The sequence below is a fragment of the Liquorilactobacillus vini DSM 20605 genome (genome assembly GCF_000255495.1).
Classification (GTDB): domain Bacteria; phylum Bacillota; class Bacilli; order Lactobacillales; family Lactobacillaceae; genus Liquorilactobacillus; species Liquorilactobacillus vini.
In genome coordinates, this window is record NZ_AHYZ01000100.1 from 17,325 (window position 1) to 40,997 (window position 23,673).

A 23,673-nucleotide genomic window follows, 5' to 3' on the forward strand; every position below is an offset into this window, starting at 1 on the left:
TATTTCCATCTTAAATTGGAAAAAGTTTTATAGTCAAAGCTGTACACTCTAATAAGAAACATTTATAATTAAATTATAAATGTTGATTTTTAGCCAAGGAGAATCTGTGATTATGAACACCCGTGATCTTGAATATTTTATAAAACTAACAGAATTAAAAAATTTTTCGAAAGTTGCTCATGAATTCAAAGTTAGCCAACCGACAATTACTTTTGCTTTGCGAAGACTGGAAGAAGAATTAAATGCCAAATTAATTATTCGTTTTCGCGCGCAAAAACAGTTGATTATTACTGATAGCGGGCAACAATTAATTAAACATGCCAAAAATATTTTGCAAAATTACGCTTTATTAAAAAAGGAAATCACGCAAGCCCATTTACAAAAACTTAATTTAGGCTTACCACCAATCATTGAAAATAGATATTTTCCTTTGATTGCTAAGAATCTAAAACAAGATCATTTATTAAATAAAATTGAAACTCGTGAATATGGATCCAAAACCACCCTGCAGGCGCTTCAAAATGGATCGATTGATCTCGCATTACTTGCCTCGATTGATCCGCTAAGTGACCCCAATATTCAAACGCAAGAATTCGATCGCCAGCCATTTGCCATCTTTGTCTCAGCTAATCATGCTTTAGCTCAAAAAAAAGAGGCCTATTTTAAAGACCTCAAGAATGAAGATTTTGTTTTATTTAAAGACGGCTTCATTCACAATCAAGCATTTAGTTTGTTAGCAAGCCGTAATCATTTCCGTCCCAAAGTTATTTTTCGCTCAAATGGCACTCACAGTTTAATGAATTTGATTGCGAAAGGCATCGGGATTGGCTTCTTGACAGCAGTTGTTGACCCACCGGAAAACATTGTTAAAGTAAATCTCTTAGATAAAGACGTTCCACACTTTGTAACTAGTATTGCTTATCGCCGGTCACATATTTTCAATCCTTTGCAAGAAAAGATTTTAAACAGCATCCAAGCTTCACTTTTTAGCGAATCATCTTCAGCCAAGTCATAAGGACTTTAAAGGCAGTTTTTAAGCTGCCTTTTTTGTTTGTAAAAACGCCCCTAACCCAATCCCAATAAGCGGTAAAAGTAATAGCCATAAACTCGTTTGAGCTAAAGCTTGATGATAAGGCCGACTATTTGCCAAAACCGTGATCAAGCTGGAAGCCACGACTACACTGGCTGCTCCAATTACCTGACGCATAGTAGTGATCAAAGCTGTCCCATGGCTCATCAAATCCTTAGGTAAGGCATTATTAGCGGCCGTAATTGCCGGCATCATTACAAAAGCATTGCCGCTTTCCAAACAGATTCCGCCAAGCACACACAATAGTAATGACTTAGCACCAAATGTCCCTAAGAGGCTGAAACCGGCCGTCAACAGCGCCATACCAATCCAAACTAATCGCTTTAATCCTAGTTTACCAAGCAGTTTGCCTGCTACTGGATTTAACCGACTTAAGATAAAAGCTGCTGGCACCAAAAGTAAACCTGACCATAATGGTGAAACCTTAAAAACATTTTGATAATATAAAGGCAAGATAACTGTTGCAATGATCAGTCCGCTATATGAAATTCCCGTTAATAATAAAGCTGGAATGTATCCTCTATAACGCAAAACACTTAAGTTTAAAAAGGGTTTTGTCAAATATCGCTGACGAAGTGCAAAACTTATTAAAAGCAGTAAACTGCCAAACAGCAGCAACCACCAGATTAATTTTAACCCCAGTGCTGGATACAAATTAATTGCATACAACAAGCCGCCAAAGCCCAGCAATAAAATAGCTGAAATCCAGTCAAATTTATGTAAAACAAGTGGATGGATTGGTTTAATTACCGGCTGAATGCGAATAATCAAAAACACCAATAAAACAACAAATAAGGCAAATAATACCCGCCAAGAAACAAACTGTAGCACGACACCGGAAATAATTGGTCCAACAGCTAATGCCGAGCCCATTACCAAACCAACGACGCCCATTGCTAACCCGCGTTCATGATCGGTACTGCTTTCCATGATCAACGTTTGAAAAATTGGAAAGAGCGCACCAACCGCCAATCCCTCAACCAATCGTCCCAAAATGATCCAGCTGAACGCTGGGGCTAACATGGCAACCAAAGTCCCGATAATAAAAACGCTAACGATACCATTTAATAATTTTTTTAAAGCGATATTATCCAGTAGCCAAGGGCTGAGCGGCATAACTAAGGTCATTGCCACCATAAATCCAGTTGTTAGCCATTGAACCGTACTGGTTTGAATTCCAAATTGTTTCATCAATATCGGATAAGTCGTTGTCATCGTTGACTGACTAATCGACATTAAAAATGAAATTGCCAATAAGCGCCGCGCAAAAATTGATAGCTTCCAAAAATCTTTCACAAAAGATCCCCCATAGAATTTGCTAGCTTGCAAGTTAGTTTTCTTTAATTCTTAGTTTATAATTTTTATAAGCTGAAATCAATTTTAAAGGATAATGAAAACATTTTTATGGATTAGCTATAAATCGTAAAAAAAAAGCTTGCAATTAACAAGGCTTTCTTTCAAACTATCTCCATTTAACGTAGCAGCTAGTTAAGCTTTTAAAGCAAGTTGATTATTGCCAATAAGGGTTCAATGCTGGCTGTCCAGCAAAAAAACGCTTAATTTCTTCAGCACATTGGCAAGCTGAAGCGGTCAAGATTTCTTGTGTTTCTGCTCCAATATGTGGAGTTGCAATAAAATTAGGCAATTTTTGAAAATCATTTAATGAATGTCGGGGTCCGGCTGAGAAAACATCTACTGCTGCTCCAGCTAATTGTCCTTGGAATAGTGCATCGTATAAATCATCGGTTTTAATTAATGATCCACGTGCAGTATTGATCAAAATTGCCTCTGACCGCATTTTCGTTAATAACTTAGCTGAAAAAAATTGTTTTGTTTGGGGAGTTGACGGGATATGAAGACTAATAATTTGGCTTTGTTTAACCAGTTCGGCAATGGTTACCTGCTTACCGAATTTAACTTTTTTAGGCCGATGGTTCCAGACTAAGATTTCAACTCTAAAGGGCTGCAATAATTTTTCGACTTCTTGTGCAATGCTGCCATAGCCGATTAACCCAACTGTTTTGCCAGTCAGCAAGCTCCCAATCTGACGTTGCTGAGTCGCAATGCTTAAAGGCAGCTGATGTAAAAGCGACAAAATTAACGTCATCGTCAGTTCAGCTACCGAACGAGCATTAATACCCGGCGTATAAGTCAGCTGAATTTGCCGCTTTTTTAAGTAATCTAACGGTAAATTATCCACTCCGACTCCATGTCGGGCAATGATTTTCAACTCTGGGAAGCGTTTCAAATCTGCAATGGTCAGTTTTCCCGCGCGGGCGACAATTGCCTGAGTAGCAGCCAGTTGCGGAATTTTTTGCAATAATGTTAATAAACTAGCCCCCGCTGGTCGTTCAAAAACCTGAAAACCAGCTTGTCTTAAAAGCTCAACTCCAGATGTAGCAATTGGTTCGTTCAACAAAACTGTCGGCAAAACTGTTCCTCCTTCATCGGCATCATTTGTTTTGGCTTTGACTAAAAACTCGGCCACTTAAACGATAATAGACCGGTAAAGCAACTAAGCCACCAACCACACCTTGTAAGAAGTTAGTTGTGATACCAATTAAGCCAGCCGTCAAGGTATATAGGAACGTATCGGTCAGAAAATAACCGCCAACCATAATCAAAACCCCACAACTCATAGCTAAAATTAATGACTTACGAGTATGCTTTTCATTGAGCCAACCGACCATCAATCCTTCCAGACCATGAACGATTAATGAGAAAAACATATATTGGGTATATCCTGAAATCAAATCCAGCAAAAAGCCGCTCAACCCGCCAACGACCATGCCTTCGCGGCGGCCAAGCAACAACGCCGCAATAAAAATCCCAGCATCGCATAAGTTGATGTTACCATGAGTCATTGGAACCGGAATAATGAAGAAGCGAGAAATTACCACGTTGGCTGCAATCAATAAAGCAACCAAAGTAACTCGTTTTAATGACGTATTTTCTTTCACTGCAAACCCTCCTAAATATTTAATAATCAGTTTTTTAAAATGAGATTTTTAATCTAGCTTTAATTTTAATGAACATTTTAACACGAATTCGATCAATTATCAGCTGTTGGCATTAAAGTTTTCAGCAATCTTGGCAACAAATAACCTAAATCAATTCCAAAACGGCGCTGCTGGGGTGACTGATTGACTTGCTGGCTTAAAGTTTCATATAACAAAGTTGCTGCTTGTTGAACCGCTGCTGACCAGGAAAGCTTTTTCCATAAAAAGCCCGTCAACAATGCGGCAAACACATCCCCACTGCCATAGAAATGGCCTGGCAAGCACGGATAAATCGCCATTTTCAGCTGATCTTCCTCCAGCCAACAACAGCCAATTTGTTGATTCTTGACCACTCCCGTAATGACTGCTTTGCCATTTGACGGCTGCAGTGAACTCAAATTTTTTAATAGCTTAACTAAAGCTGATTCATCTGGACAAGCTAGGTAGCTTGCCCCAGTTAACAAACTTGCTTCGGTCAAATTAGGTGTAATCACATCGGCTCGCTGACACAACCGTTTTAAGCTTTGCAAATGCCTAGCAGTAATTTTTGGATAGAATTTTCCTTCATCAGCCATCACTGGATCAACAACACGTAATTGCAGCGATGGTAACCCTAATTGTTGCCAAAGCTGTTGCACAATCTCTTCTTGGTCAAAATAACCGATCAAAACACCGCCCAACTTCAGCCCAACTTGCTGCCAATGTTTTTGAGTTTGTTCGATCCAAGTTTTCGTCTCCAAATGCCGAGGTAGACCAAATCCTTCAGTTTGCGTCGACAATAAGCTTGTCGGCCAACTAGCAGTAGGAATTGCCATTGCTGCCATAATTGGTAAGGCAGCTGTCATTGATAATTGACCGACTGCTGAAAAATCTTCAGCTATTAGTAAGTGACTTTCTTCAACCATTACCGCTCCCCCTAAAAAGTAACTTAATTCTTGCACATTTTCAGTCTAAATGCTAACGTAAATTACAACTAATTTAAATTGGAGCTGAAAAATTTGCATTTACGCCAAATAAAAACGGCCGATGAACCGACCGTTAAAAAAATTATTCAATCAACTTTAGCTGAATTTGATGATGCTAAACCTAATACTGCTTATTACGATCCGCAATTAGCAAATTTAGCAACTTACTATAATTCACAACCGACTAAAGCCTTTTACTGGGTAGTCGAAGATCAACAAAAAGTGGTTGGCTGTGGTGGCTTTGGTCCTTTTGCTGATTCCAAAATTGCCGAACTGCAAAAGCTCTATTTTCTACCCGCTGCTCGCGGTTTTGGCTTAGGGAAAAAAATTATTTTAGCATCCGAGCAAAAAGCGCGCCAGCTTGGTTATCAACAATTATATATTGAAACTTTCTCTAATCTTGATCGGGCACTTGGACTTTATCGGCATTTAGGCTTCCGGGCCTTACCACAGGCTTTAGCACAAACCAGTCACTCAGCTTGCGATGTTTGGTTTATTAAAGACTTGAATTAACGCGGCTGCAAAACTAATTGCCGTAATACCTGGGTAAACGCTGGATCAGCATTCAAGGCTGGAACTAGGGCAAAATCTTTCCCGCCGCTTGTCAAAAAGTATTCTCGATTTTCAATTTCCAATTCGTGCAAAGTTTCCAAGCAATCGGCAACAAAGCTTGGTGAGGCAACCAAAACGCGCTTAACTCCTTGTGCTGGCAAAGTTTTTAAAGTTGCATCAGTTGCTGGCGTCAACCATTCATCCGGGCCAAAACGAGATTGATAAGTTTGTTTGACTGGCACCTTGAGCTTTAATTCAGTCAAGAGCAGCTTAGTCGTCAATTCACATCGTTGCTGATAAGGGTCACCCTTTGCAACATAGCTTTTGGGAATTCCATGATAAGACAGCAGCAGCAAATCTGGTTTAAATTCAGCTAGACTTGCTGCAATTTTTGCTGCTAAGGCCTGAATATATGGTTTAAAGTCACAAAAATCAGTAATCAAATGCAAGTTAGGAATGACTGAGCGTCGATAAAAAAAGCGATTGATATCATCTGCCACCGAACCAACCGTGGTCGTTGAATATTGTGGATAAAGAGGAATAATCGTTAGGTCGTCAACCTTGGCTGCCTCAAATTCGGTCAAAACATCACTAATTAAGGGGTCACTATAGCTCATTGCAAATTTGACCACATAATCCGGCAATAGTTTCTGCAGCTGCAATGCCTGCTGTTTAGTATAATACAGCAGCGGTGATCCATGGTCTGGCGACCAGATTTGCTGATAAAGCTTAGCTGATTTAGCCGGCCGTTTCGGCAAGATCATCGTATTTAAAATTGGCTTCCATTTCCAAGCTGGCATGTCAATCACCCGTGGATCACTTAAAAAGCGCTGCAAATATTCGCGGACGTCTTCAGTGGTTGGCGTTTGGGGAGTACCTAAATTAATTAATAAAACTCCTTTTTTCATTCAAATCTCTCCTAAAGCTCTCTAATTTAATTGACCTAGTTTGCCTAAGCGTTAAGACCAACCCACTCATGGTTATAATCCCTAAAGTACTTAAGATTTCCCCATAAGAATATCTTGGAGCGGTTGAAAAATCTTTTTTGCTTGCTTCTTCAACTAGAATTGTTTGTTCACTTGCTTTAAGGCCGATTGCTATTTCGTGAACTGTCAAGCCAAAAATCAAAAATGACGCTACTGCTAGAATTCCTAGAACAAAACGCTTTTTCATTAATCATTCCTCCGCTTAATCAGTTAATTGAGAATCAATTTCAATTAATTCTATTTTAGCAACAGAAATGAATTTAATCAATTAAAATATTTAAAAAATTTGCTTAATTTATAATTTTTCTTATTTTAGGAATTTTCTCATTTGATTTTTTCATTCAATGAATGACCGTACTCGGTTTCATCACTGGCATATGCATCATGAACCCCTAACAAATAACACCCCAAACTGCCGACCAGCACCATTCCAAAATCAGTTGGATATGGCAGCCAGTCATTGCCACCAAATTGTTGGCTGCCAATCAATGACATAATTGTTAGCCAGAGCAGCTCAAAAACCAACCAACGAGCCCCTTTGAAACTTTGGAAGACTTTTTGCTTGCCAGCAGGCTGCCGAAATTCATAATAGATATAAAAAATCAACCCCAGTGCAATTACACCAAATACTTCAATTGTGGTTGGCCATTTAGCCCAATAAATTGCTAAACTGGCTAATAAATAAGCTAATGGTGCCAAAAAATGTGCACCCTTTAATTTAAAAGGTCGTTTCCAGTCTGGTGCCATTCGTCGAAAACTGATTAAAGTCACTGGACCAGTTAAATAGGCAATTAAAGTCGATGTTGAAATCACATTAGACAAAGCCCCCCAATTGCGAAAGCCAATAACCATTATCAAGCCTAAGAAAAGATTTACAACCATTGAACGGCGTGGAGTCCGATACTTTTGGCTTAATTTCCCTAAAAAAGTCGGCAAATGTCGCGTTGTTGTCATCGCCGCTAATGCCCGCGAAGTTGTTGCTACAAAAGAAACACCCGTCCCAAAAGGAGAAACAAAGGCATCCAAGTAAAGAACATCAGCCCACCAATTCAAATTTAGCAAAATTGCAATATCAGCGAACGGCGATTGAAAATCAATTCCTTTCCAGCCGCTAATTACTAACTGATGGCTGGGAACTGCTCCAATAAAAGCAACTTGCAGTAAGGTATAAATCACCATACTGATTCCAAAAGAAATTACGATCCCGCGAAAAATATTTTTTTCAGGATGTTCAATCTCATCACCCATATTAATAGTTGTTTGAAAAGCATTATAAGAAAAAATAATTCCCGCTGAGGTTGTTGCTGTAAAAATCGCAGCACTTCCAGCCGGCATGAAACCAGCCGTTTGAGCAAAATTACCTGAATGAAAACCAGTAAAGAATAAAATTAGAATCGTCAACAACGGAATTGCCATTTTGAATAAAGCAATTAAACTAGTAAAACTGGTCAATAACTTGAGCGACCAAAAATTTAGCAGCGTAAATGCCAGCATAAAAAGAAAAACAATCACTAAGCCTTGATTCGTAACATTACCATGAGCTACAAATCCTCTCGTCCAGTTAGCCCATGCCCAAGGCCACGAGCTCATATACTGAACCGCGGCAACTGCTTCGATTGGAATAATCGTCAGCAAAGAGATCCAGTTGGCCCAACCGGCAATAAAGCCGAGCAGGGTGCCATGAGAAAAAGCTGCATATTGACTCATTCCACCACTAGCAGGAAACATTGTTCCTAACTCGATATAATTCAGTGCAATGACTCCAATGATTACACCACCCAAGATCCAAGCGATAATTGCTGCTGGGCCAGCAATTTGAGCTGCCATCCCTGAGCCGAACAACCAACCAGATCCAATAATTGAACTTAAAGTTAACATTATAATTGAAAATAGACTAATCTTTTTCGGCATGTTTTCATGTGCCTCCTCAAAAATACTATCGCTTAATTATAGCACAGTGAATTAGATTAAAATCAGCTAAGAAAAAGCCGCGTGCTAAATCTAAAATATATAAAAGCTTATATATTTTGACAACTATTTTAAAATTGATTTTTCAACCTAAAAAAATTCTGGCATTATTTGAATAAATAATACCAGAATTCCGTCCGTTTTGGTTGACCTTTTATTTAGATATCAAGTTCAAATTTCTTTGCTAAGTTCTCTTTTAATTGATCGGCAATCTTATTTAATTCTGCAACATGGCTTGTAAATTCTTCCATCGTCGCCAAAACTTCTTCCGAATTTGCCGAAACCTCCTCAGTTCCTGCTGAGTTTTCTTCAGTTGAAGCTGAAATATTTTCCAGATTTTCCAGAACCTTATTTTTGACTTTAACAATCTTTTGACTAGAATTTGCCAGTTCTTCAATTTCCTTGATCATTAGTTCGCTTCTTCGGGAAACTTCTTGTGAAGACTCAATTGACTTAACAATCAAATCTGTCTGTTTTTCACCACCAGCTAATGATGTCTTAGTCTGCTTAACCATTTCCGAGGATTGATTGCGAATCTTTTCGATAATTTCACCAATCTCTTTACTTGAAGCATTGCTACGTTCGGAAAGCTTTCTGATCTCCGAAGCCACAACCGCAAATCCTTTACCAGCTTCACCGGCACTGACCGCTTCAATCGAAGCATTCAAAGCTAAAAGATTAGTTTGATCTGCAATTTCACTAATAACATTTATAATCTTGCTAATACTTTGAATATTGTTATTTGAATCTTCCATTTTATTCATTAAGACTTTCATATTGTTGAGTTCTTCATTCCAATTGCTTTTGACCTGATTGGCCACAACGATATTATTCTGATTAATTTTAGAAGATTCTTGCGACTTATTATTGATGTTAAGCACATTGTTACTCATAGTTTCAATTGTTTTTGATAACTGTTGCAGTTGCTCAACGCTTTTTTGTGTATCATTAGCTTGGTTGCTAGTAACATCTGCAATTCCAGTAATTGTTTTGGCAACCTCTTCAGTCGCTTTACTTGTTTGTTTTGAAAGGCCTAATAATGAATTAGACATTGTTGAAACTTTGCTGCCTTCATTCTTAATCCCATTTATCAAGCTGCCAATCGACTTAATCATCTTATTATAATAAGCCGTCAACTGTTGATATTCATTGCCATTTTCATCAGACTTAATCATTTGTTTAACTAGATTGCTGCCAAAACCAGTAACCTTGACTTTAGTATTAGAAATTGTGTGTAATTTACCCTGTCCAGCATCCTCAAATGATTCGACAAAAATATTGATCAAACGTTTTATGAGATCGGTAATGGCCTTAGCAAAAATAATATTCACGATTATCATAATAACTGCTACAATTGCTGAATTTCGAATAATGGCCGACAACTCTGGTGTAATTTCGCTGCGTTGCGTCTTGGCAACCGAAATATATTCACCATTACCATTCTTCCGATAAAAAATCCGTTGAACTTTTGAATCGCCTTTAGGTAAAATATATCCAGAATTTTTCTTTGCAATGGCCTGTTTTAAGCTCTTAAACAGTTGAGTATTTTTGATCTTTTTGCCGACTAATTTTTTGTTTTTAGACGCCACAACTACTCCGCTTGAAGAAACTAAAAAAGCATTGCCGGTTCTGCCAACCTGCAGTTTGCTTAAATCTTGTTGAATTGAATCATAAGAGATATTAAAAGAAAGTACGCCTTCTTCCCCTTGATTATTTTTAATCACTTTAGAAACACTGGTGATATATTTACCGGTATTGGCATCAATATATGGTGCTGACCAGAAAATTTTTCCTTGTTGTTTCATTGCACCTTTATACCAAGGCCGCACAAGTGGATTAAATCCAGCAGGCAAGCTCGTGCTATTGGCAACAAATTTGCCAGTTGAAGTCGAAAAAATAGCATTCTCAACTGTTCCATTTTCCGTTTCACCTGCCGAAATAACATTTTTGATTTTCTTCAAATCAAATTTTTGTTTAAATGCCGGCTGTGATGCCATTCCGTCCAATGCTTTTTTAGCAGATTGCTTCAGTGAGTTTCGACTGTGTGCAACGCTGGCAACAGCTGTTTGCTTGTCACTATCAGTTCTTTCAATCAAAAGATTTCGCGTACTTATGTAAGAACTCACAACCGTAATTAAAATCGGGATGATGGCAATTAGTATTAAGACTGTACTTACAATTTTGCCAATGCTTTTTTTCTTCATTCTGCCTCTCTCCTTGCAACAAAAAATACTGATACAGTTTCCTTATCGACTAAATTCAGTTAATTTAAACCTAGTCTTTGCGACAACCTCCATAAAATTCTTCATTTAAATTTTTTATAATTAGTAAATCCCTTATAAAAAAGAAAACTGCTCAAGTTTAAATCAAAACTTGAGCAGCCCTTATTTAAGCTGAAAATTATTTAAAAAGCCCTTTTCATTTTATAAAACAGATTGTAAAGCTCCTGCTAGTAAACCCCCAGCTAGCGGGCCAAACATTGGAACCCAAGCATAACCCCAATTTGCTGAAGAACGATTAGGAACCGGTAAAATCGTATACGCTAATCGTGGTCCCCAATCACGAGCTGGATTTAAAGCAAATCCAGTCGTCCCACCTAAAGCCTGTCCAACAACTGTGATCAGCAAACCAACAATTAATGGTTTCAAACCTTGCGTAAAATTGCCCAAATTTAGCAACGTGAATATGAAAACAAAAGTTGCAATTACTTCACTCAAAAAATTAAATAGCGGATTCTGAATTGCTGGAGCAGTTGAGAAGATTCCAACTTGGTTGCCTTGCGTTGGGGTTTTTGAAACTTTAAATTGCGGATAATACTGAATAATAACTACAGCTGCCCCAACAAAAGCACCCAGAAATTGGCCTAATAAATAGGGAACAACTTCATGCCAGGGAAAAAAGCCAAACGCTGCAAATCCAAGCGTTACAGCCGGATTCAAATGTCCTTGTGATCCTAATTGTCCAGCGACATAAACTCCGAAAGTTACCGCTAAACCCCAAGCAAGTGAAATAAACATCCAATTTTGTCCATGTGCATAATTGCTTTTCAAATTAACGCCAGCTCCACAGCCAACTCCTAAAATAATCAAAACGGCTGTCCCAAAGAATTCACCCCAAAAACCACTCATTTTAAATTCCTCCTTAAAACTAAATTATTATTTGTGAAAATTTATTCACAAATAGCTTATTTTTGAACACGCTTACATTATACTGTATTGATCCACATTTTCCTATTAAAAAAATCCTTCTAGCTTAAACCATTGTGAAACTAGAAAGACATTATGAGAGATTGTGAAGTTTTTGGCTTTGACTTTATCTTTGTTCAAAGGAATCTGCCAGAGCTTGCTTGAGCTCTTGTTTACTAAATATTTTGTAAGAACTTGTTCGGCTTGTAACCAATATGTAACGCACCTGCTCCAAAAGTGAAATAACGATATTCAACTTTTTGTAAACCAGCTAAGCGAAATTCTTCTGCTAATTCCGGCGCCGCAGGAAACTTATAAGCTGTTTTCTTCAGATATGAATAATCTTGCAGATTGCTGCCAAAAGCCTGAGCCAGCCAGGGAACGATGGAAAAATAAGCTTGCCAACCCCAGCGCAATGGACCAATTGGCGGCTTGGAAGTCTCCAAGCAAGCAACTTGACCGCCCGGGCGAACAACGCGAACCATTTCTTTGAGGACTTGGTGAAAATCGCTGACATTTCGCAAACCAAAACCAATTGTTACTAGGTCAAATGAATTCTCTGCAAATGGCAGCTGCATTACATCTCCTTGTAGCAAGTTAACTTTGCCAATCAATGCTTGTTGTTGAACTTTTTGCTGAGCGACCGCCAACATTTGTGAGCTGAAATCAATACCAATTATCCGGCTTTGCTGACTCGCCTTATGAGCTAAATCCAGTGTCCAATGACCTGTTCCGCAACAAAGATCCAGAATTTTAGCTGAGGTGGGAAAACTAAGATATTGTAAAGTCTTTTTACGCCACGACCGCTGAATACCGAACGTTATCACATTATTCATCCGATCATATTCAGGCGCCAAGCGATCAAACAGGGCTTGGACTTTAATTGGCGATGTCGAATTAGTTAATTTCATCGAAGCCACCTCATTTTCATTGTCAATACCAATTTTAATCCTAATTAACCAGCATCGCCAATCAAACGCAATTTGCGGATTGAACTCATGGTCATTTAAACAAAAAAGCTGAGGAAAACTTATTCCCTCAGCCTGATTTTTTCCACTTATTTACTATAGTTTGGAGCTTCTTTGGTAATTTGAACATCATGCGGATGAGATTCGCGCAACCCAGCATTTGAGATCCTGACAAATTGAGAATTATCTTGCAGATCCTGGAGATTTGAAGCGCCAACATAGCCCATTCCAGCACGTAAACCACCGACCATCTGATAAATAACATCAGAAACTTTGCCTTTATAAGCCACGCGGCCTTCGATTCCTTCCGGCACTAACTTATTAGCTTCATTAACACCGCTTTGGAAATAACGATCAGATGAGCCATGCTTACTGTCCATTGCTGCCAAACTGCCCATTCCACGGTAAGTCTTGAAACGGCGGCCTTGATAGATCTCGGTTTCACCAGGTGCTTCATCAGTCCCCGCCAACATGCTACCCAGCATAACTGCATTGCCACCAGCAGCTAAAGCCTTAACAATATCACCAGAATATTTAATCCCGCCATCAGCAATAATTGCTTTACCATATTCACGTGCAACACTGGCTGCATCGTAAACTGCCGTTAACTGAGGAACACCAACTCCGGCAATGATCCGTGTTGTACAAATTGATCCTGGTCCAATACCTACTTTGACAATATCAACACCAGCATCATAGAGGGCTTTGGTAGCCGCAGCTGTCGCAACATTCCCAGCAATTAAAGTTACCTTGGGAAAATGTTCGCGAATTTCTTTGATCTTACGAATCACTCCAGCTGAATGACCATGAGCCGTATCAACCACAATTGCGTCAACACCAGCATCAATCAACGCTTGAGCTCTTTCAAACGTATCACTAGTTACGCCGACTGCCGCTCCAGCTAGCAAACGGCCATGTTCATCTTTAGCAGCATGAGGAAACTCGACCACTTTTTCAATATCCTTAATGGTAATTAAGCCGGTTAAGCGGCCATCTTGATCGACCATTGGCAATTTTTCAATTCGATGCTTATGCAAAATATTTTTAGCTGTTTGTAAGGAAGTCCCAGTTGGAGCGGTTATCAGATTTTCTTTCGTCATAACTCCACCAATTGGTTGTTGATGATCTTCAATGAATCGTAAATCCCGATTAGTAATGATACCAACAAATTTACGATTTTCTAAAGTATCAACAATTGGGACACCACTGATGCGATAATTTTTCATTAATGACTCTGCTTCAGCAACCGTATGCTCTGGCGTTAAGAAAAACGGATCAATAATGACGCCATTTTCTGAGCGCTTAACTTTCCGTACTTCATCAGCCTGACGTTCAATCGTCATGTTTTTATGAATTACCCCTAAACCACCTTGACGAGCCATCGCAATCGCCATTGCCGACTCAGTCACCGTATCCATTCCGGCACTGATAACTGGAATGTTTAACTTGATGTTATCAGCTAATTGAACCTTCAAATCGACATCATTTGGTAAAACATGACTTTCAGCTGGAATCAATAACACATCATCAAATGTAAAACCTTGCTTAGCAAATTTGGTATCCCAATTTGACATTACAATAAACGCTCCTTTTTTAATTTTTATTTTCTAAAATACCTAACTTTCAGCATAAAATCAAGTATTCTCATCTATTTTTCAGAAAAAACTTACATTACATTCTTTAAAATTTGAATTCCTATTTCAATTTAATATTTTGAAATATTTCTTCAGAGTTCTTTTAAAAAAAAGTTTTTATCTGTTATAAGCAAACAATCGAAATTTTTTTGGGGATTTAGTGTAAAGTTTTTCTCGGTAAGGGGTTTCCAAATAAAAAGAAGGCCGCTATCCTTCTTATTGAATCAACTACAAACAAAGAGAAGGAGCGGCTCTCTATGACTGAAACTGTATCAGAAATTGTGAAAATTTTAAAGAGTTCAAATGATTTATTGGAAGCAGAACTTAAAATCTTACGATTATTTTTGAGCTTATTATGCGAAGTGTTAGGAACTTCTTTCGAGCGATTGGAAGACTAGCAAAGATATTTTAGAATAGCAAAAATACGAAAAAGTTCAATTTTTGGAGCTACCGAGAGAACCTTGACACATACTTGTGCAATAACTTATTTGCTTTTTGATGGCTTATTCGCTATCATATAACTATGAAAAGAATAAAATTTGACTACTATGATTGGAATGAGTTTAAACAATTTTTAGATCAACTACCTGATAAAGATGCTGCCAAGTTAATTGCGACTATTCAAAATATTGAAAATAACGGTTTAATTATCGCAGAACGTCAATTATGGGTTAAAAAACTAGAAAACAATCTCTATGAAATTCGTTCTAAGAGAGCTTCAAATATTCAGAGAGCTATCTATTTTCAAGTACAAGGATCTCAGTACTTAATCACCAATGCTTTTACTAAAAAAACGCAAAAAACGCCAGAAAGTGAAAAGAAGATTGCTCGGAATCGACGAAGCCAGTATTTTAACAAGGAGGACCAATAATGAGTAAAATTGATGAATATGTTGCTGAAAGAAGTAAAGACAATCCTGACTTTGCAAAACTCGTTGAACAAGAAAATATCAACTTAGAGGTAGCGGTTAAAGTTCGTGATCTCCGTGAAAATATGGGTATGAGTCAACGTGAATTTGCTACTTTAGTTGGTAAACCACAATCAACCATTGCTAGAATTGAAAATGGATCAATGAATGCTTCAACTAAGGTATTATCTGAGATTGCACAAGCAACTAATCAACGATTAACAATTCAATTTAGCCCCATTTCTTAAAGACCATTACTAATAATAAAAGATAAATACCCCCTAATATCTACACTATAGATATTAGGGGGTATTTCAATATTTTCGCGGGATTATTTGATAGTTATAGTCTCTATAATTTAGTTTTACTTTCTATGCTTAACAAATAGCAGTAAGACAAGTTGGATCAAGATGATAAAAATAAAGAAAACCACTAGCACAATAAAAGCAGCTAATTTAGTTGCTGGCGTTTGAATTGTTCCAGCTCCATCAACTTTTCTAATAAAAATTACAAAGCTTAATATACTGAAGATGATTAGCCAAATAAGATTACTTAACCACCAAACTTTTAATTTCATGTGTTTTGGGTTATTCCTTCTTTTGGTACTTTTTATGAACTATAAATAATTCAGGTAATTTGATAATTATTAAGAAAAATTGGCAATTGATTATTTAATCCTAGCTGAAAAATTATTTGGATATCTTTATCCCTTCACTTTTACTCTTGTTCCAACATTTTTTTAATGACTGGGACCTGCCCTAAACTAGTGATTTCGTCTTTGGGCATGACTACCAAATTGCTGTTTGAATTGGCAAGCTTAATAAAGGCTGCAATGCTTTGATCTTTGAAATAATTTTCATCAACTTCTTTTAAAGCTGCCGCGACTTTGGCAATTCGATAATTTTCGGCATCTGCTTGAGTACGGGTTGCTTGGGCTTGCGCCTGAGCGGGTTTCAATCAACGCTCGATTTCGAGCATCGGTCGTTAATTTAATATTTTGGGCTTCACCTTCAGCTTTCGCAATTGTGGCAATTCGCTCTCGGTCGGCCGTCAATTGCTTATCCATGGCTTCTTGGATAGCTACTGATGGTGTCAGCTCGTCAATATTGACCCGATCAACGTTGATCCCATAAACATTCGTTAAATCACCAATGGCCGCAGCTAAGTTAGCATTGATCTTTGAAGTTGAGCCAAGCGCATCAGTCAATTCCAACCGACCAATAATATCGCGTAAATGCCCACGAACTAATTGCGACATTGATTCAACTGAGTCCGTATTCTCATACGTGTACTTTTGCGCGTCAGTTACATGATAATTTAATGTCACACTAGCCTTAATATCCGCGTTATCTTTAGTGATCACTGAATATTGTGATAGTTTCAATGGCCGCATTGCTAAATTAACCGTTCTAATCTGTTGTAAAAACGGCAAATAAAAATGCAGTCCAGCATCAACTGTCCGCCGATATTTGCCAAGCGTTTCAACCAAGCCTTGACAATTTTGATGGACTACCTTAAACCCTAACATGTGATTCCTCCTTAGATTGCTTGCAGCTCAAAGCTCAACTGGTCGCAAAGTTAAAATATTTCCATTAGCTTCAATAATGATATAATCCTTCTTCGCTTGAAAACCTGCATTGCCTTCGATCAAATAGCGATAATAGATGCCATCAACCTGAGCCAGCCCATTTCCTGGATCAATCTGCCGACTCGCCACTACTTTACCTAAAAACTGGCGATGTTCTAGTGAAGCTGCTGGCTTAGAAGGCTGCAGTTCACGTTCAATCAAGGTAATTAACAAACTGTTAAGACTGCGATTTTCCTGTTTAGCTCGTTGCTCTAGTTGAGTTTTCAATCTGCTTGGCAACCGCAACAAAAAAGTTGTCATTTCTTCTGCCAAAATATTCCTCCTTTCCGCTATCTGATATTATTATGATATCATTGGAGTATTAAAAGTCAATTGTTTTTTGCCCCTGTCAGTAAACGATAATATTGATATGCTAGCGGCTGCTGCAACTGCAAGAGCAGCTCGACCGCAGTTTTGGTCCGCTGCTGAACGTTTTTAAGTTGAACTTCACGAGCACGGATCGGCCGACATGTCCCTAAGTAAAAGAAATTTTTACCTTCTGCATCACTTCTTTTAACAAACAAATGAATCGTCACTTGGTAGTTGCCCTGTTGATCACGTGCCAATAACTGCTGGACCTCAGAAGAATCCAGATGTCGCGGACTACGAGTGTACCAGCGGATCGTTGCGCGATTTAAAAAATAGTTGCTATAGCTGCCAGCTCGGGCATTTTGGGCCGCATCTTTTTGATAAGTTATGAAGATCGGACAAGCAGTTTTACCAACCCGATAACCGTACAGCGGTGCACTAACATCTAACGGCCAATTCAATAAACGACAGACATCTTTCCGAGTATATTTTTGATAAAGGGTCAATGGTTGTTGTGAGCAATATTGGCTTGAGCGCAGCAAACCCGCAGTCAAACCGTCTTTCCACAGCCGTTGAAACCAGGGAAATTCTGTTAACCAATGATGCAATGTCTGATTTAAAACGTAGCAGCCATTTTTTTCGACGACCAAGGGCTGATTGCCATATTTGGCAGCTTGCAACTGTTTGCCAGTCTTAACTTGATAAAAATCCAAGTTTAAAATTTTGGCAACCGAGTCTAAAACCGCTTGATTGCAATAGCAGTTATGCTGCTGCAAACAGACAAGATAGTCTTGACGAGTTAAACTTGGCTGACAGCTGAGTTTTTGCAGCAATAATAATTCATGTTGGCGCATTCCATTGATCAGTTCTTTAGTAACAAAACTGAGCCACTGATCAGCTAAAGTTGGTAAAACCGGCAAATCTTCTTTCATTTTCAACAAAAATTGATAATAATTATCAATTTGCTGATTTTGCGCAAAAACTTGGACATCCACCAACTGCTGCCGCGCAAAATCCGCTAAAAGCGGGATCCGTCCCAAGCGTTGTTTCAATTGCTGATACGCTTGCCGTAAACGTAAGAAGGCATCTAGTTTAACGCGTTGCAAAGAATTATAGATCTGTTGACGGGCTACCTTAGTGAAAGTGATCGTTGATAAGCCTAAAACTGGTTCTAACTCCAACGTTTGTCGAGCGTGATCTTTATTTAACGAATGATCCTCCGTTAAGGCTAACGGAATCAAATAGTTATTTTGATAATTTCCTATGAAATCCAAGACTGTCACAAATTTTTTCCCAGGCGCCAACCGCAATCCGCGACCCAATTGCTGCAAAAAGACAATTTGCGATTGTGTGTTCCGCAACATTACAATTTGATTGATTGTTGGGATATCGATCCCCTCATTAAAAATGTCAACTGTAACCAAATACTCCAATTGACTAACTTCTAACTTACGGACTAAGTTTTCCCGCCGGCGAATCGAATCAGTCCCATCAACTGCTTGAGCAGGATGACCTTGATCACTCAAAGCTTGAGCAATCTGCTCAGCTTCTTGACGCCGAGTACAAAAAATCAAGCCACGATTAGGCTGGGTATGATCACGATAATATTCTAATTGCTTTAAGACGTAAGCAACTCGTTTGGGTGCAATAAGTTGCCGTAATGGTGCTTGATCTGTTAGCAGCTGACCGTGATATTGGTAATCTCTAATCCCAATATAGTGAAAAGGACAAAGCATTTTGGCTGCCAAAGCATCTTTTAAGCGAATCTCGTAGGCAATATTATAATCAAATAATTGAAAAATACTATAATCATCGCTGCGTTCCGGAGTAGCGGTCATTCCCAAACAAAATTTCGGCTGAAAATAAGCCAACAAGCGCTGATAACTAGCGGCTCCCGTTCGATGCGCCTCATCAATCAGCAAATAATCAAAAGTTGTTGGGGAGAATTGCTGCAAAACTGCTGGTTTATTGAGTGTTTGAATCGTTGCAAACAAATATTTTGCTGAAAATTGCTGAAAATTACCGCTTAAAATTCCAAAATCACTGGCTGGACCGCCTAAAATTTCCCGGAAACTAGCTAATGCCTTTTTCAAAATCTGCTCGCGATGAACCACAAATAACATGCGTCGCGGAGCAAACTGCTGAACGTCTAAGGCTCCTAGATAAGTTTTGCCAGTTCCGGTTGCTGAAATCACCAGCCCACGCCGAGCGTTGGTTTGGCGCAAAGCTGCTAACTGCTGCAAGGCGCTTTGCTGCATTTGATTAGGCTTGATGGGATTTTTTTCAACATAGGATGCCGTCAAAGGTTTTCTTACACTTGCTTGATAACGCAGCTGATAAGCTTTTAGCCATTGAACTGTCAAGGGCTGACCAGTTTGCCAAAGTTGGCTTAATTCCTGCTGAACTCGTTGGGTCAAAGTGCCTTGCTGCAAAGAATTCAGTTCCAAATTCCATTCATAGTTCTGTAAAAGCGCAGAGCGAGTAAAATTAGCACTGCCAATAATCATCGTCTGATAAGTTGGAGCTTGATGTTCAAAATAATAGCCCTTAACATGAAATCCAGCCAAAGGCGAAATTCTAACTGTCAAATTGGGAATTTTCAATAATTCAGCCAGTGCTGTTGGCTGGTTAAATCCCAAATAATCTGATGTAATTAATCGACCGCTGATCTGTTTTTCAGCCAGATCAGCCAGCACCGCTTTAAATGGCGGTAACATATCAGCAGAAATAAACGCCACTGCGAAACAAAAAGTTCGACAAGTTTCCAATTGCTGGCGTAAGTGTTCCCAAATTGTTTCGCTTGGTGTATTCGTCAGCAGTTGCGGTTGCAAATTATTATTTGCCGTCAACTGTTGGGCAGCCAAGCCGCTAACTGCTGCTTGGGCAATCATTTGATCAAAATCCATTTCTTATTATCCATCCATTTTTCATTATTATTTATTCTCAGTATAATGCAAAAAAAATCTCTAAGACAATCTGCCACTCACAGTTTGCCTTAGAGAATTCAATTTAATCATTTTTTATAAGCGTACTTATAATTCCATTGTGTACCAGCTGTATTGTGAATAATTCCCTTCACATCTGATTTTTGCAAATATGAAGTTACCTGCTGATAGATTGGTGTAACTCCTTGATCTTGATTAAAGATCCGCGCAGCTGCCACTAGATCTTGCCAACGTTGATTAGCATGATTAGCATCTTGGTTTTGAGCTTGCTGAATCAGTTCATCATACTTGGTATTCGAATAGTTGCCATAATTATAAGACGTCCCGGTGACTGGAATCTGCAAGAACGTGATCGGATCATTAAAATCCCCACCCCAGCCTGACAAGTATAAATCAAAATCACCTTTTTGAGCCTTTTGTAAAGCATTATTTCCTGGAACACTGCGAATTGTGATCGACAAACCCGGTAAGACTTTTGCATATTGTGACTGTAAATACTGGGCGACCACGCTGCTGCTATTATCGTCGTTGGATGCCAGCAAAGTTAATTTTAATTGTTTAAGCCCAGTTTCTTGCAAAGCTTTTTTCCAATACTTCTTCGCTAAAGCCGGCTGATAAGCGACTGTATTCTTAACCGCTTGCTGGTCAGCAAAATCCTTGCCTGTTTGTGGATCATCCGCTAAGCCCTTAGCAACAAAGCCTTTTGGCAAATACGAGCCATCCCCTAAAACTTTTTTAGTCAGCACTTGACGATCGATTGCCAATGACAAAGCCAACCGCAAATTACGATTATTCAAAGCTTGGCGTTTTTGCGAATTGTGGTCCTTAAAATTATAAGCTAAATATGAAATATAGGAATAAGGATAAGCTTTAAATTGAGCTGACTGGCGATAATTTTTAACTTGTTGATTCGACAACGGTGTCATATCTAGCTTGTTCTGCTGATATAATTCATGACCGGTCGTGGGATTTTCGACCACAGTATAATTGATCTGTTGCAATCTAACCACTTTGTGATCCCAATAATGAGGATTTTTAACAAATTCCCACTTATTGCCAGTTCCGTTCCAATCTTTGATGACAAATGGGCCGGAATAAACCATATATTGCGAACGTGTCCCATACTTTTTGCCATACTTCTTCACCACTTTTTGATCTTGTGGTCCAAACAAAGGATAGGCCATCAAGACCTTGAAATAAGCAATTGGCTTGTCCAATTTGACAACAACGGTCTGTTGATTGGGCGCACTGATCCCAATTTGATCAGCTGACTTTTTCCCCGCAATAATTGCATCAGCGTTTTTGATGCCACTGAATAAATAAGCATAGGGTGACTTAGTCTGCGGCTTCAAAGTCCGACGCCAAGAATAAACGAAATCCTGCGCGGTGATGCGATCACCATTACTCCAATTAGCTTTTCTTAATTTAAATGTCCAAGTTTTACCGTCTGCTGAAACTTGGGCACTTTTAGCCAAACCAGCTGTTGGCTTGCCCTTTTTTCCCAAACGATAAAAACTTTCAAAAACATTGCCAGTTTGGCCATAACCGGTCGACTTAGAAATATCGATTGTATCTAACGGCGCAGTCGCACTCAAATTCAGTACCTGTTTCTGGTTGGCAGAGTTTTGCTGCCCGCAAGCTGTTAGTAATAACAGTATCCCCGCTAAAAAAGAAATTACCGAGTATCTTTTCCATTTCAAAGTTGTTTTTCCCCCCAATATTTAATTCACAACATTAGCATTTTATGCTATTACCGAAAAAATATCAAGGAAAAGCTCAATTTAGTTGTTTCAGTCTTCAATGCAGTTAAATCTACAACTTTAAAAATCACAATTTTTTGAACCAAAGTTTAATCTTGCTGATCAGGCCATTTCTTAATTACGAGCTTAACCGTTCTAACTTGCTTAGCGTTCTTTGATGCAACTTGAGCCTTTTTTATCAGCTTAAATAATTCTGCTTCAAAGTTTTTTTCTGCATCTTTTGAGAGTGTTAAGCTGCTGCTGACAAAAAATGTTGATAATTCACTTGGCTGGTTTTGATAAGTTGCTAGTTCCTTTTGCAAAGTTGCAATAAATTGCTGATCTTGATATAAAATCAACTGAAGTATCTCCGCCTGATGTTCTTTTGCCCACTCAGGAGCAATCTTCAAATCAGTTTGATCTTCCAATTGTTCGTTGGCTGCTAATACTTTAGCGGTTTGATGGAACATCCGATAGCTTGAGTAAAAAAATTCCTGAAAATTATTAATTGTTTTTTTCTGCGTAACTTGCAGCATTTTGGCATTCACTAATTTTTTTACCGTGTAATAAAGCTGATTAACCGGGATCTTAACTTTTCGCGAAATTTCTTTGGAAGTTAGTCCCTGCGGATCCTTAGCTGCACTTAAAATTGCAATTACTTTTTCATCTGCTAGTAATTTAGCAAACTTAAAGAATTCATTCGGAACTGAATCAAATGACAGCTGTTTACCCTGCGATAACTGATCAGCAATCAAAAATCCAGATTCTTAAAGATGTTACTAGTAGCTTAATTAACTCCCTAAGCTCAGAAATGTTTGCTTTTGGCCTGGGATTGATGCTGCTCCAAACAACTCAAAACGCAATTAGCTTTGGCTTAGATTTAATTGTCACACCAATCATTAGTTTAACTTTCATGGTCCCCGTTGGCCTAATTGCTGATAAATATTCTCATAAAAAAATACTATTAATTAGTCTATTAGGCCGGTTAATGGGTTTAGGTGCTTTGAGTTTAACGTTTAATTTATTTCAAAATAACGCTAAAATGATATCAATTGTTATCTTCTTAATTATTAATGCAATTTCAAACAACTTCACCAATACCACTTATGCAGCTTCTATTCATAAATTAGTTAATCCACGTTACTTAGCAAAATTAAGTTCTTTATCTCAGGCTGCCACAGCCTCAGCCAACATTTTTGCTTTTGTATTAGGTGTTTTTCTTTATTCTCTTACTGATTTTGATTTTTTTATTGCTTTTGAAATTGGCGCTACCAGCATTGCCTGGCTGTTATTGTTATCAATGAAATTCCATTCAATTGCTCCCTTAAAAATTGCTAAAAATGATCGTCAGCTACCAGGCTTTAAAGCTAGTTTCAAGTATTTAAGGCATCATTCCGTATTGAAAGTTATTATTTTTTTAGATGTCGTAATTAATTTCTTATTATCGGCATTTAATATTGGTTTACCTTACGTAATAATTAAACAGCTGCACGCTGGAAGTAAGTTAGTTGGATTTTTAGAAGCTGGAATTTCTCTCGGAATTTTAATTGGCATTTTTTTGATGAGCTTTTCCAAAGATAATCACCACTTTTTAAGCAGACTGCTTTTAAATTTAAATGTTGTTGGCCTATCCACAATTCTCTTTGGCTTTTTACTGAACGAAACTTCGACTTCTAAATTTCAATTGCCTTATTGGGGATTTTTTTGATGATCATATTAGGAATTAGTATTTCTTGGATCAATATAGCAACCAACATTTACTTTCAAACCACTGTTCCAGCTGAAATCCTGGGAAAGCT

At 38.3% G+C, this 23,673-nt stretch carries 22 protein-coding genes and 1 pseudogene; 6 read left to right on the forward strand and 17 right to left on the reverse strand.

Features of this window, described 5'->3' with window-relative positions:
* The first annotated feature begins 112 nt into the window (after window positions 1-112).
* Window positions 113-1,015, forward strand: coding sequence for a LysR family transcriptional regulator (locus ON15_RS06330; RefSeq protein WP_010580648.1), 903 nt, complete (start codon window positions 113-115; stop codon window positions 1,013-1,015).
* A gap of 18 nt (window positions 1,016-1,033) precedes the next feature.
* Here ON15_RS06330 and ON15_RS06335 read toward each other — a convergent pair whose 3' ends face one another.
* The 4 genes from ON15_RS06335 to ON15_RS06350 all read right to left on the reverse strand — a co-directional run bounded on the left by ON15_RS06335 (window position 1,034) and on the right by ON15_RS06350 (window position 4,994).
* Window positions 1,034-2,386, reverse strand: coding sequence for an MFS transporter (locus tag ON15_RS06335; protein ID WP_010580649.1), 1,353 nt, complete (start codon window positions 2,384-2,386; stop codon window positions 1,034-1,036).
* A 214-nt stretch (window positions 2,387-2,600) separates the two neighbouring features.
* Window positions 2,601-3,521 carry an NAD(P)-dependent oxidoreductase gene (locus tag ON15_RS06340; protein WP_010580650.1) on the reverse strand — a complete coding sequence of 307 codons (921 nt, stop codon included), beginning with the start codon at window positions 3,519-3,521 and terminating at the stop codon, window positions 2,601-2,603.
* Between the two features lie 22 nt (window positions 3,522-3,543).
* Entirely contained in the window at window positions 3,544-4,050 is a 507-nt protein-coding gene (locus ON15_RS06345) for an ECF transporter S component (RefSeq protein ID WP_010580651.1), read from the reverse strand.
* A gap of 92 nt (window positions 4,051-4,142) precedes the next feature.
* Window positions 4,143-4,994: a bifunctional hydroxymethylpyrimidine kinase/phosphomethylpyrimidine kinase gene (locus tag ON15_RS06350; protein ID WP_010580652.1), complete on the reverse strand. Its 852-nt coding sequence runs from the start codon at window positions 4,992-4,994 to the stop codon at window positions 4,143-4,145.
* Window positions 4,995-5,087: 93 nt separating this feature from the next.
* On the opposite strand from ON15_RS06350, the gene ON15_RS06355 reads away from it, so the two are divergent.
* Window positions 5,088-5,567, forward strand: a complete 480-nt coding sequence (locus tag ON15_RS06355; RefSeq protein ID WP_010580653.1) for a GNAT family N-acetyltransferase — start codon at window positions 5,088-5,090, stop codon at window positions 5,565-5,567.
* Here ON15_RS06355 and hemH read toward each other — a convergent pair.
* The 7 genes from hemH to guaB form a co-directional block, all read right to left on the reverse strand.
* Complete coding sequence (hemH, locus tag ON15_RS06360) at window positions 5,564-6,514, reverse strand: ferrochelatase (protein WP_010580654.1); 951 nt, start codon at window positions 6,512-6,514, stop codon at window positions 5,564-5,566. The genes ON15_RS06355 and hemH overlap by 4 nt on opposite strands.
* Window positions 6,489-6,779: a hypothetical protein gene (locus tag ON15_RS06365; protein ID WP_010580655.1), complete on the reverse strand. Its 291-nt coding sequence runs from the start codon at window positions 6,777-6,779 to the stop codon at window positions 6,489-6,491. The genes hemH and ON15_RS06365 overlap by 26 nt, the downstream gene beginning before the upstream one ends.
* A gap of 137 nt (window positions 6,780-6,916) precedes the next feature.
* Window positions 6,917-8,503, reverse strand: coding sequence for an APC family permease (locus ON15_RS06370; protein WP_010580656.1), 1,587 nt, complete (start codon window positions 8,501-8,503; stop codon window positions 6,917-6,919).
* Between the two features lie 215 nt (window positions 8,504-8,718).
* Window positions 8,719-10,764 (reverse strand): methyl-accepting chemotaxis protein, encoded by a 2,046-nt coding sequence (locus tag ON15_RS06375; protein ID WP_010580657.1) that lies wholly within the window; start codon window positions 10,762-10,764, stop codon window positions 8,719-8,721.
* Between the two features lie 219 nt (window positions 10,765-10,983).
* Window positions 10,984-11,688 (reverse strand): MIP/aquaporin family protein, encoded by a 705-nt coding sequence (locus ON15_RS06380; RefSeq protein WP_010580658.1) that lies wholly within the window; start codon window positions 11,686-11,688, stop codon window positions 10,984-10,986.
* Window positions 11,689-11,921: 233 nt separating this feature from the next.
* Complete coding sequence (locus ON15_RS06385) at window positions 11,922-12,656, reverse strand: demethylmenaquinone methyltransferase (protein WP_010580659.1); 735 nt, start codon at window positions 12,654-12,656, stop codon at window positions 11,922-11,924.
* 146 nt (window positions 12,657-12,802) lie between these two features.
* Window positions 12,803-14,287 (reverse strand): IMP dehydrogenase, encoded by a 1,485-nt coding sequence (gene guaB, locus ON15_RS06390; RefSeq protein ID WP_010580660.1) that lies wholly within the window; start codon window positions 14,285-14,287, stop codon window positions 12,803-12,805.
* A 317-nt stretch (window positions 14,288-14,604) separates the two neighbouring features.
* On the opposite strand from guaB, the gene ON15_RS11760 reads away from it, so the two are divergent.
* From ON15_RS11760 to ON15_RS06400, 3 genes are all read left to right on the forward strand, one after another.
* A complete protein-coding gene (locus tag ON15_RS11760) occupies window positions 14,605-14,745 on the forward strand; it encodes a hypothetical protein (RefSeq protein WP_156397609.1) in 141 nt (46 codons plus the stop codon).
* A gap of 125 nt (window positions 14,746-14,870) precedes the next feature.
* Window positions 14,871-15,218: a type II toxin-antitoxin system RelE/ParE family toxin gene (locus tag ON15_RS06395; RefSeq protein WP_010580661.1), complete on the forward strand. Its 348-nt coding sequence runs from the start codon at window positions 14,871-14,873 to the stop codon at window positions 15,216-15,218.
* Window positions 15,218-15,502 carry a helix-turn-helix domain-containing protein gene (locus tag ON15_RS06400; protein WP_010580662.1) on the forward strand — a complete coding sequence of 95 codons (285 nt, stop codon included), beginning with the start codon at window positions 15,218-15,220 and terminating at the stop codon, window positions 15,500-15,502. Before ON15_RS06395 ends, ON15_RS06400 begins: the two co-directional genes overlap by 1 nt.
* Window positions 15,503-15,618: 116 nt before the next feature.
* Here the strand turns inward: ON15_RS06400 and ON15_RS06405 are convergent, their stop codons facing one another.
* The 6 genes and pseudogenes from ON15_RS06405 to ON15_RS06430 form a co-directional block, all read right to left on the reverse strand.
* Window positions 15,619-15,831 carry a DUF3923 family protein gene (locus ON15_RS06405; RefSeq protein WP_010580663.1) on the reverse strand — a complete coding sequence of 71 codons (213 nt, stop codon included), beginning with the start codon at window positions 15,829-15,831 and terminating at the stop codon, window positions 15,619-15,621.
* Between the two features lie 140 nt (window positions 15,832-15,971).
* A pseudogene (locus ON15_RS06410) lies at window positions 15,972-16,782 on the reverse strand (SPFH domain-containing protein).
* Between the two features lie 27 nt (window positions 16,783-16,809).
* Window positions 16,810-17,154, reverse strand: a complete 345-nt coding sequence (locus tag ON15_RS06415) for an Arc family DNA-binding protein (protein ID WP_010580665.1) — start codon at window positions 17,152-17,154, stop codon at window positions 16,810-16,812.
* A gap of 56 nt (window positions 17,155-17,210) precedes the next feature.
* Entirely contained in the window at window positions 17,211-20,096 is a 2,886-nt protein-coding gene (locus ON15_RS06420; protein ID WP_010580666.1) for a DUF3427 domain-containing protein, read from the reverse strand.
* Between the two features lie 107 nt (window positions 20,097-20,203).
* The gene (locus ON15_RS06425) at window positions 20,204-21,835 is read right to left on the reverse strand and encodes a peptide ABC transporter substrate-binding protein (RefSeq protein WP_010580667.1); all 1,632 of its coding nucleotides are present in this window, start codon (window positions 21,833-21,835) and stop codon (window positions 20,204-20,206) included.
* 149 nt (window positions 21,836-21,984) lie between these two features.
* Entirely contained in the window at window positions 21,985-22,629 is a 645-nt protein-coding gene (locus ON15_RS06430; protein WP_010580668.1) for a winged helix-turn-helix domain-containing protein, read from the reverse strand.
* Between ON15_RS06430 and ON15_RS06435 the strand changes: the two genes are divergently transcribed.
* Entirely contained in the window at window positions 22,590-23,582 is a 993-nt protein-coding gene (locus ON15_RS06435; RefSeq protein WP_081580175.1) for an MFS transporter, read from the forward strand. The genes ON15_RS06430 and ON15_RS06435 overlap by 40 nt on opposite strands.
* Window positions 23,583-23,673 lie beyond the last annotated feature (91 nt).

Bases quoted from the DNA above. Each gene is read 5' to 3' on its own strand.
- ON15_RS06330 (WP_010580648.1), top strand. From the start codon at position 113: ATGAACACCCGTGATCTTGAATATTTTATAAAACTAACAGAATTAAAA.
- ON15_RS06350 (WP_010580652.1), bottom strand. From the start codon at position 4,994: ATGGTTGAAGAAAGTCACTTACTAATAGCTGAAGATTTTTCAGCAGTC.
- hemH (WP_010580654.1), bottom strand. From the start codon at position 6,514: ATGAAAAAAGGAGTTTTATTAATTAATTTAGGTACTCCCCAAACGCCA.
- ON15_RS06365 (WP_010580655.1), bottom strand. From the start codon at position 6,779: ATGAAAAAGCGTTTTGTTCTAGGAATTCTAGCAGTAGCGTCATTTTTG.
- ON15_RS06370 (WP_010580656.1), bottom strand. From the start codon at position 8,503: ATGCCGAAAAAGATTAGTCTATTTTCAATTATAATGTTAACTTTAAGT.
- ON15_RS06375 (WP_010580657.1), bottom strand. From the start codon at position 10,764: ATGAAGAAAAAAAGCATTGGCAAAATTGTAAGTACAGTCTTAATACTA.
- ON15_RS06380 (WP_010580658.1), bottom strand. From the start codon at position 11,688: ATGAGTGGTTTTTGGGGTGAATTCTTTGGGACAGCCGTTTTGATTATT.
- ON15_RS06385 (WP_010580659.1), bottom strand. From the start codon at position 12,656: ATGAAATTAACTAATTCGACATCGCCAATTAAAGTCCAAGCCCTGTTT.
- guaB (WP_010580660.1), bottom strand. From the start codon at position 14,287: ATGTCAAATTGGGATACCAAATTTGCTAAGCAAGGTTTTACATTTGAT.
- ON15_RS11760 (WP_156397609.1), top strand. From the start codon at position 14,605: ATGACTGAAACTGTATCAGAAATTGTGAAAATTTTAAAGAGTTCAAAT.
- ON15_RS06395 (WP_010580661.1), top strand. From the start codon at position 14,871: ATGAAAAGAATAAAATTTGACTACTATGATTGGAATGAGTTTAAACAA.
- ON15_RS06400 (WP_010580662.1), top strand. From the start codon at position 15,218: ATGAGTAAAATTGATGAATATGTTGCTGAAAGAAGTAAAGACAATCCT.
- ON15_RS06405 (WP_010580663.1), bottom strand. From the start codon at position 15,831: ATGAAATTAAAAGTTTGGTGGTTAAGTAATCTTATTTGGCTAATCATC.
- ON15_RS06420 (WP_010580666.1), bottom strand. From the start codon at position 20,096: ATGGATTTTGATCAAATGATTGCCCAAGCAGCAGTTAGCGGCTTGGCT.
- ON15_RS06435 (WP_081580175.1), top strand. From the start codon at position 22,590: ATGACAGCTGTTTACCCTGCGATAACTGATCAGCAATCAAAAATCCAG.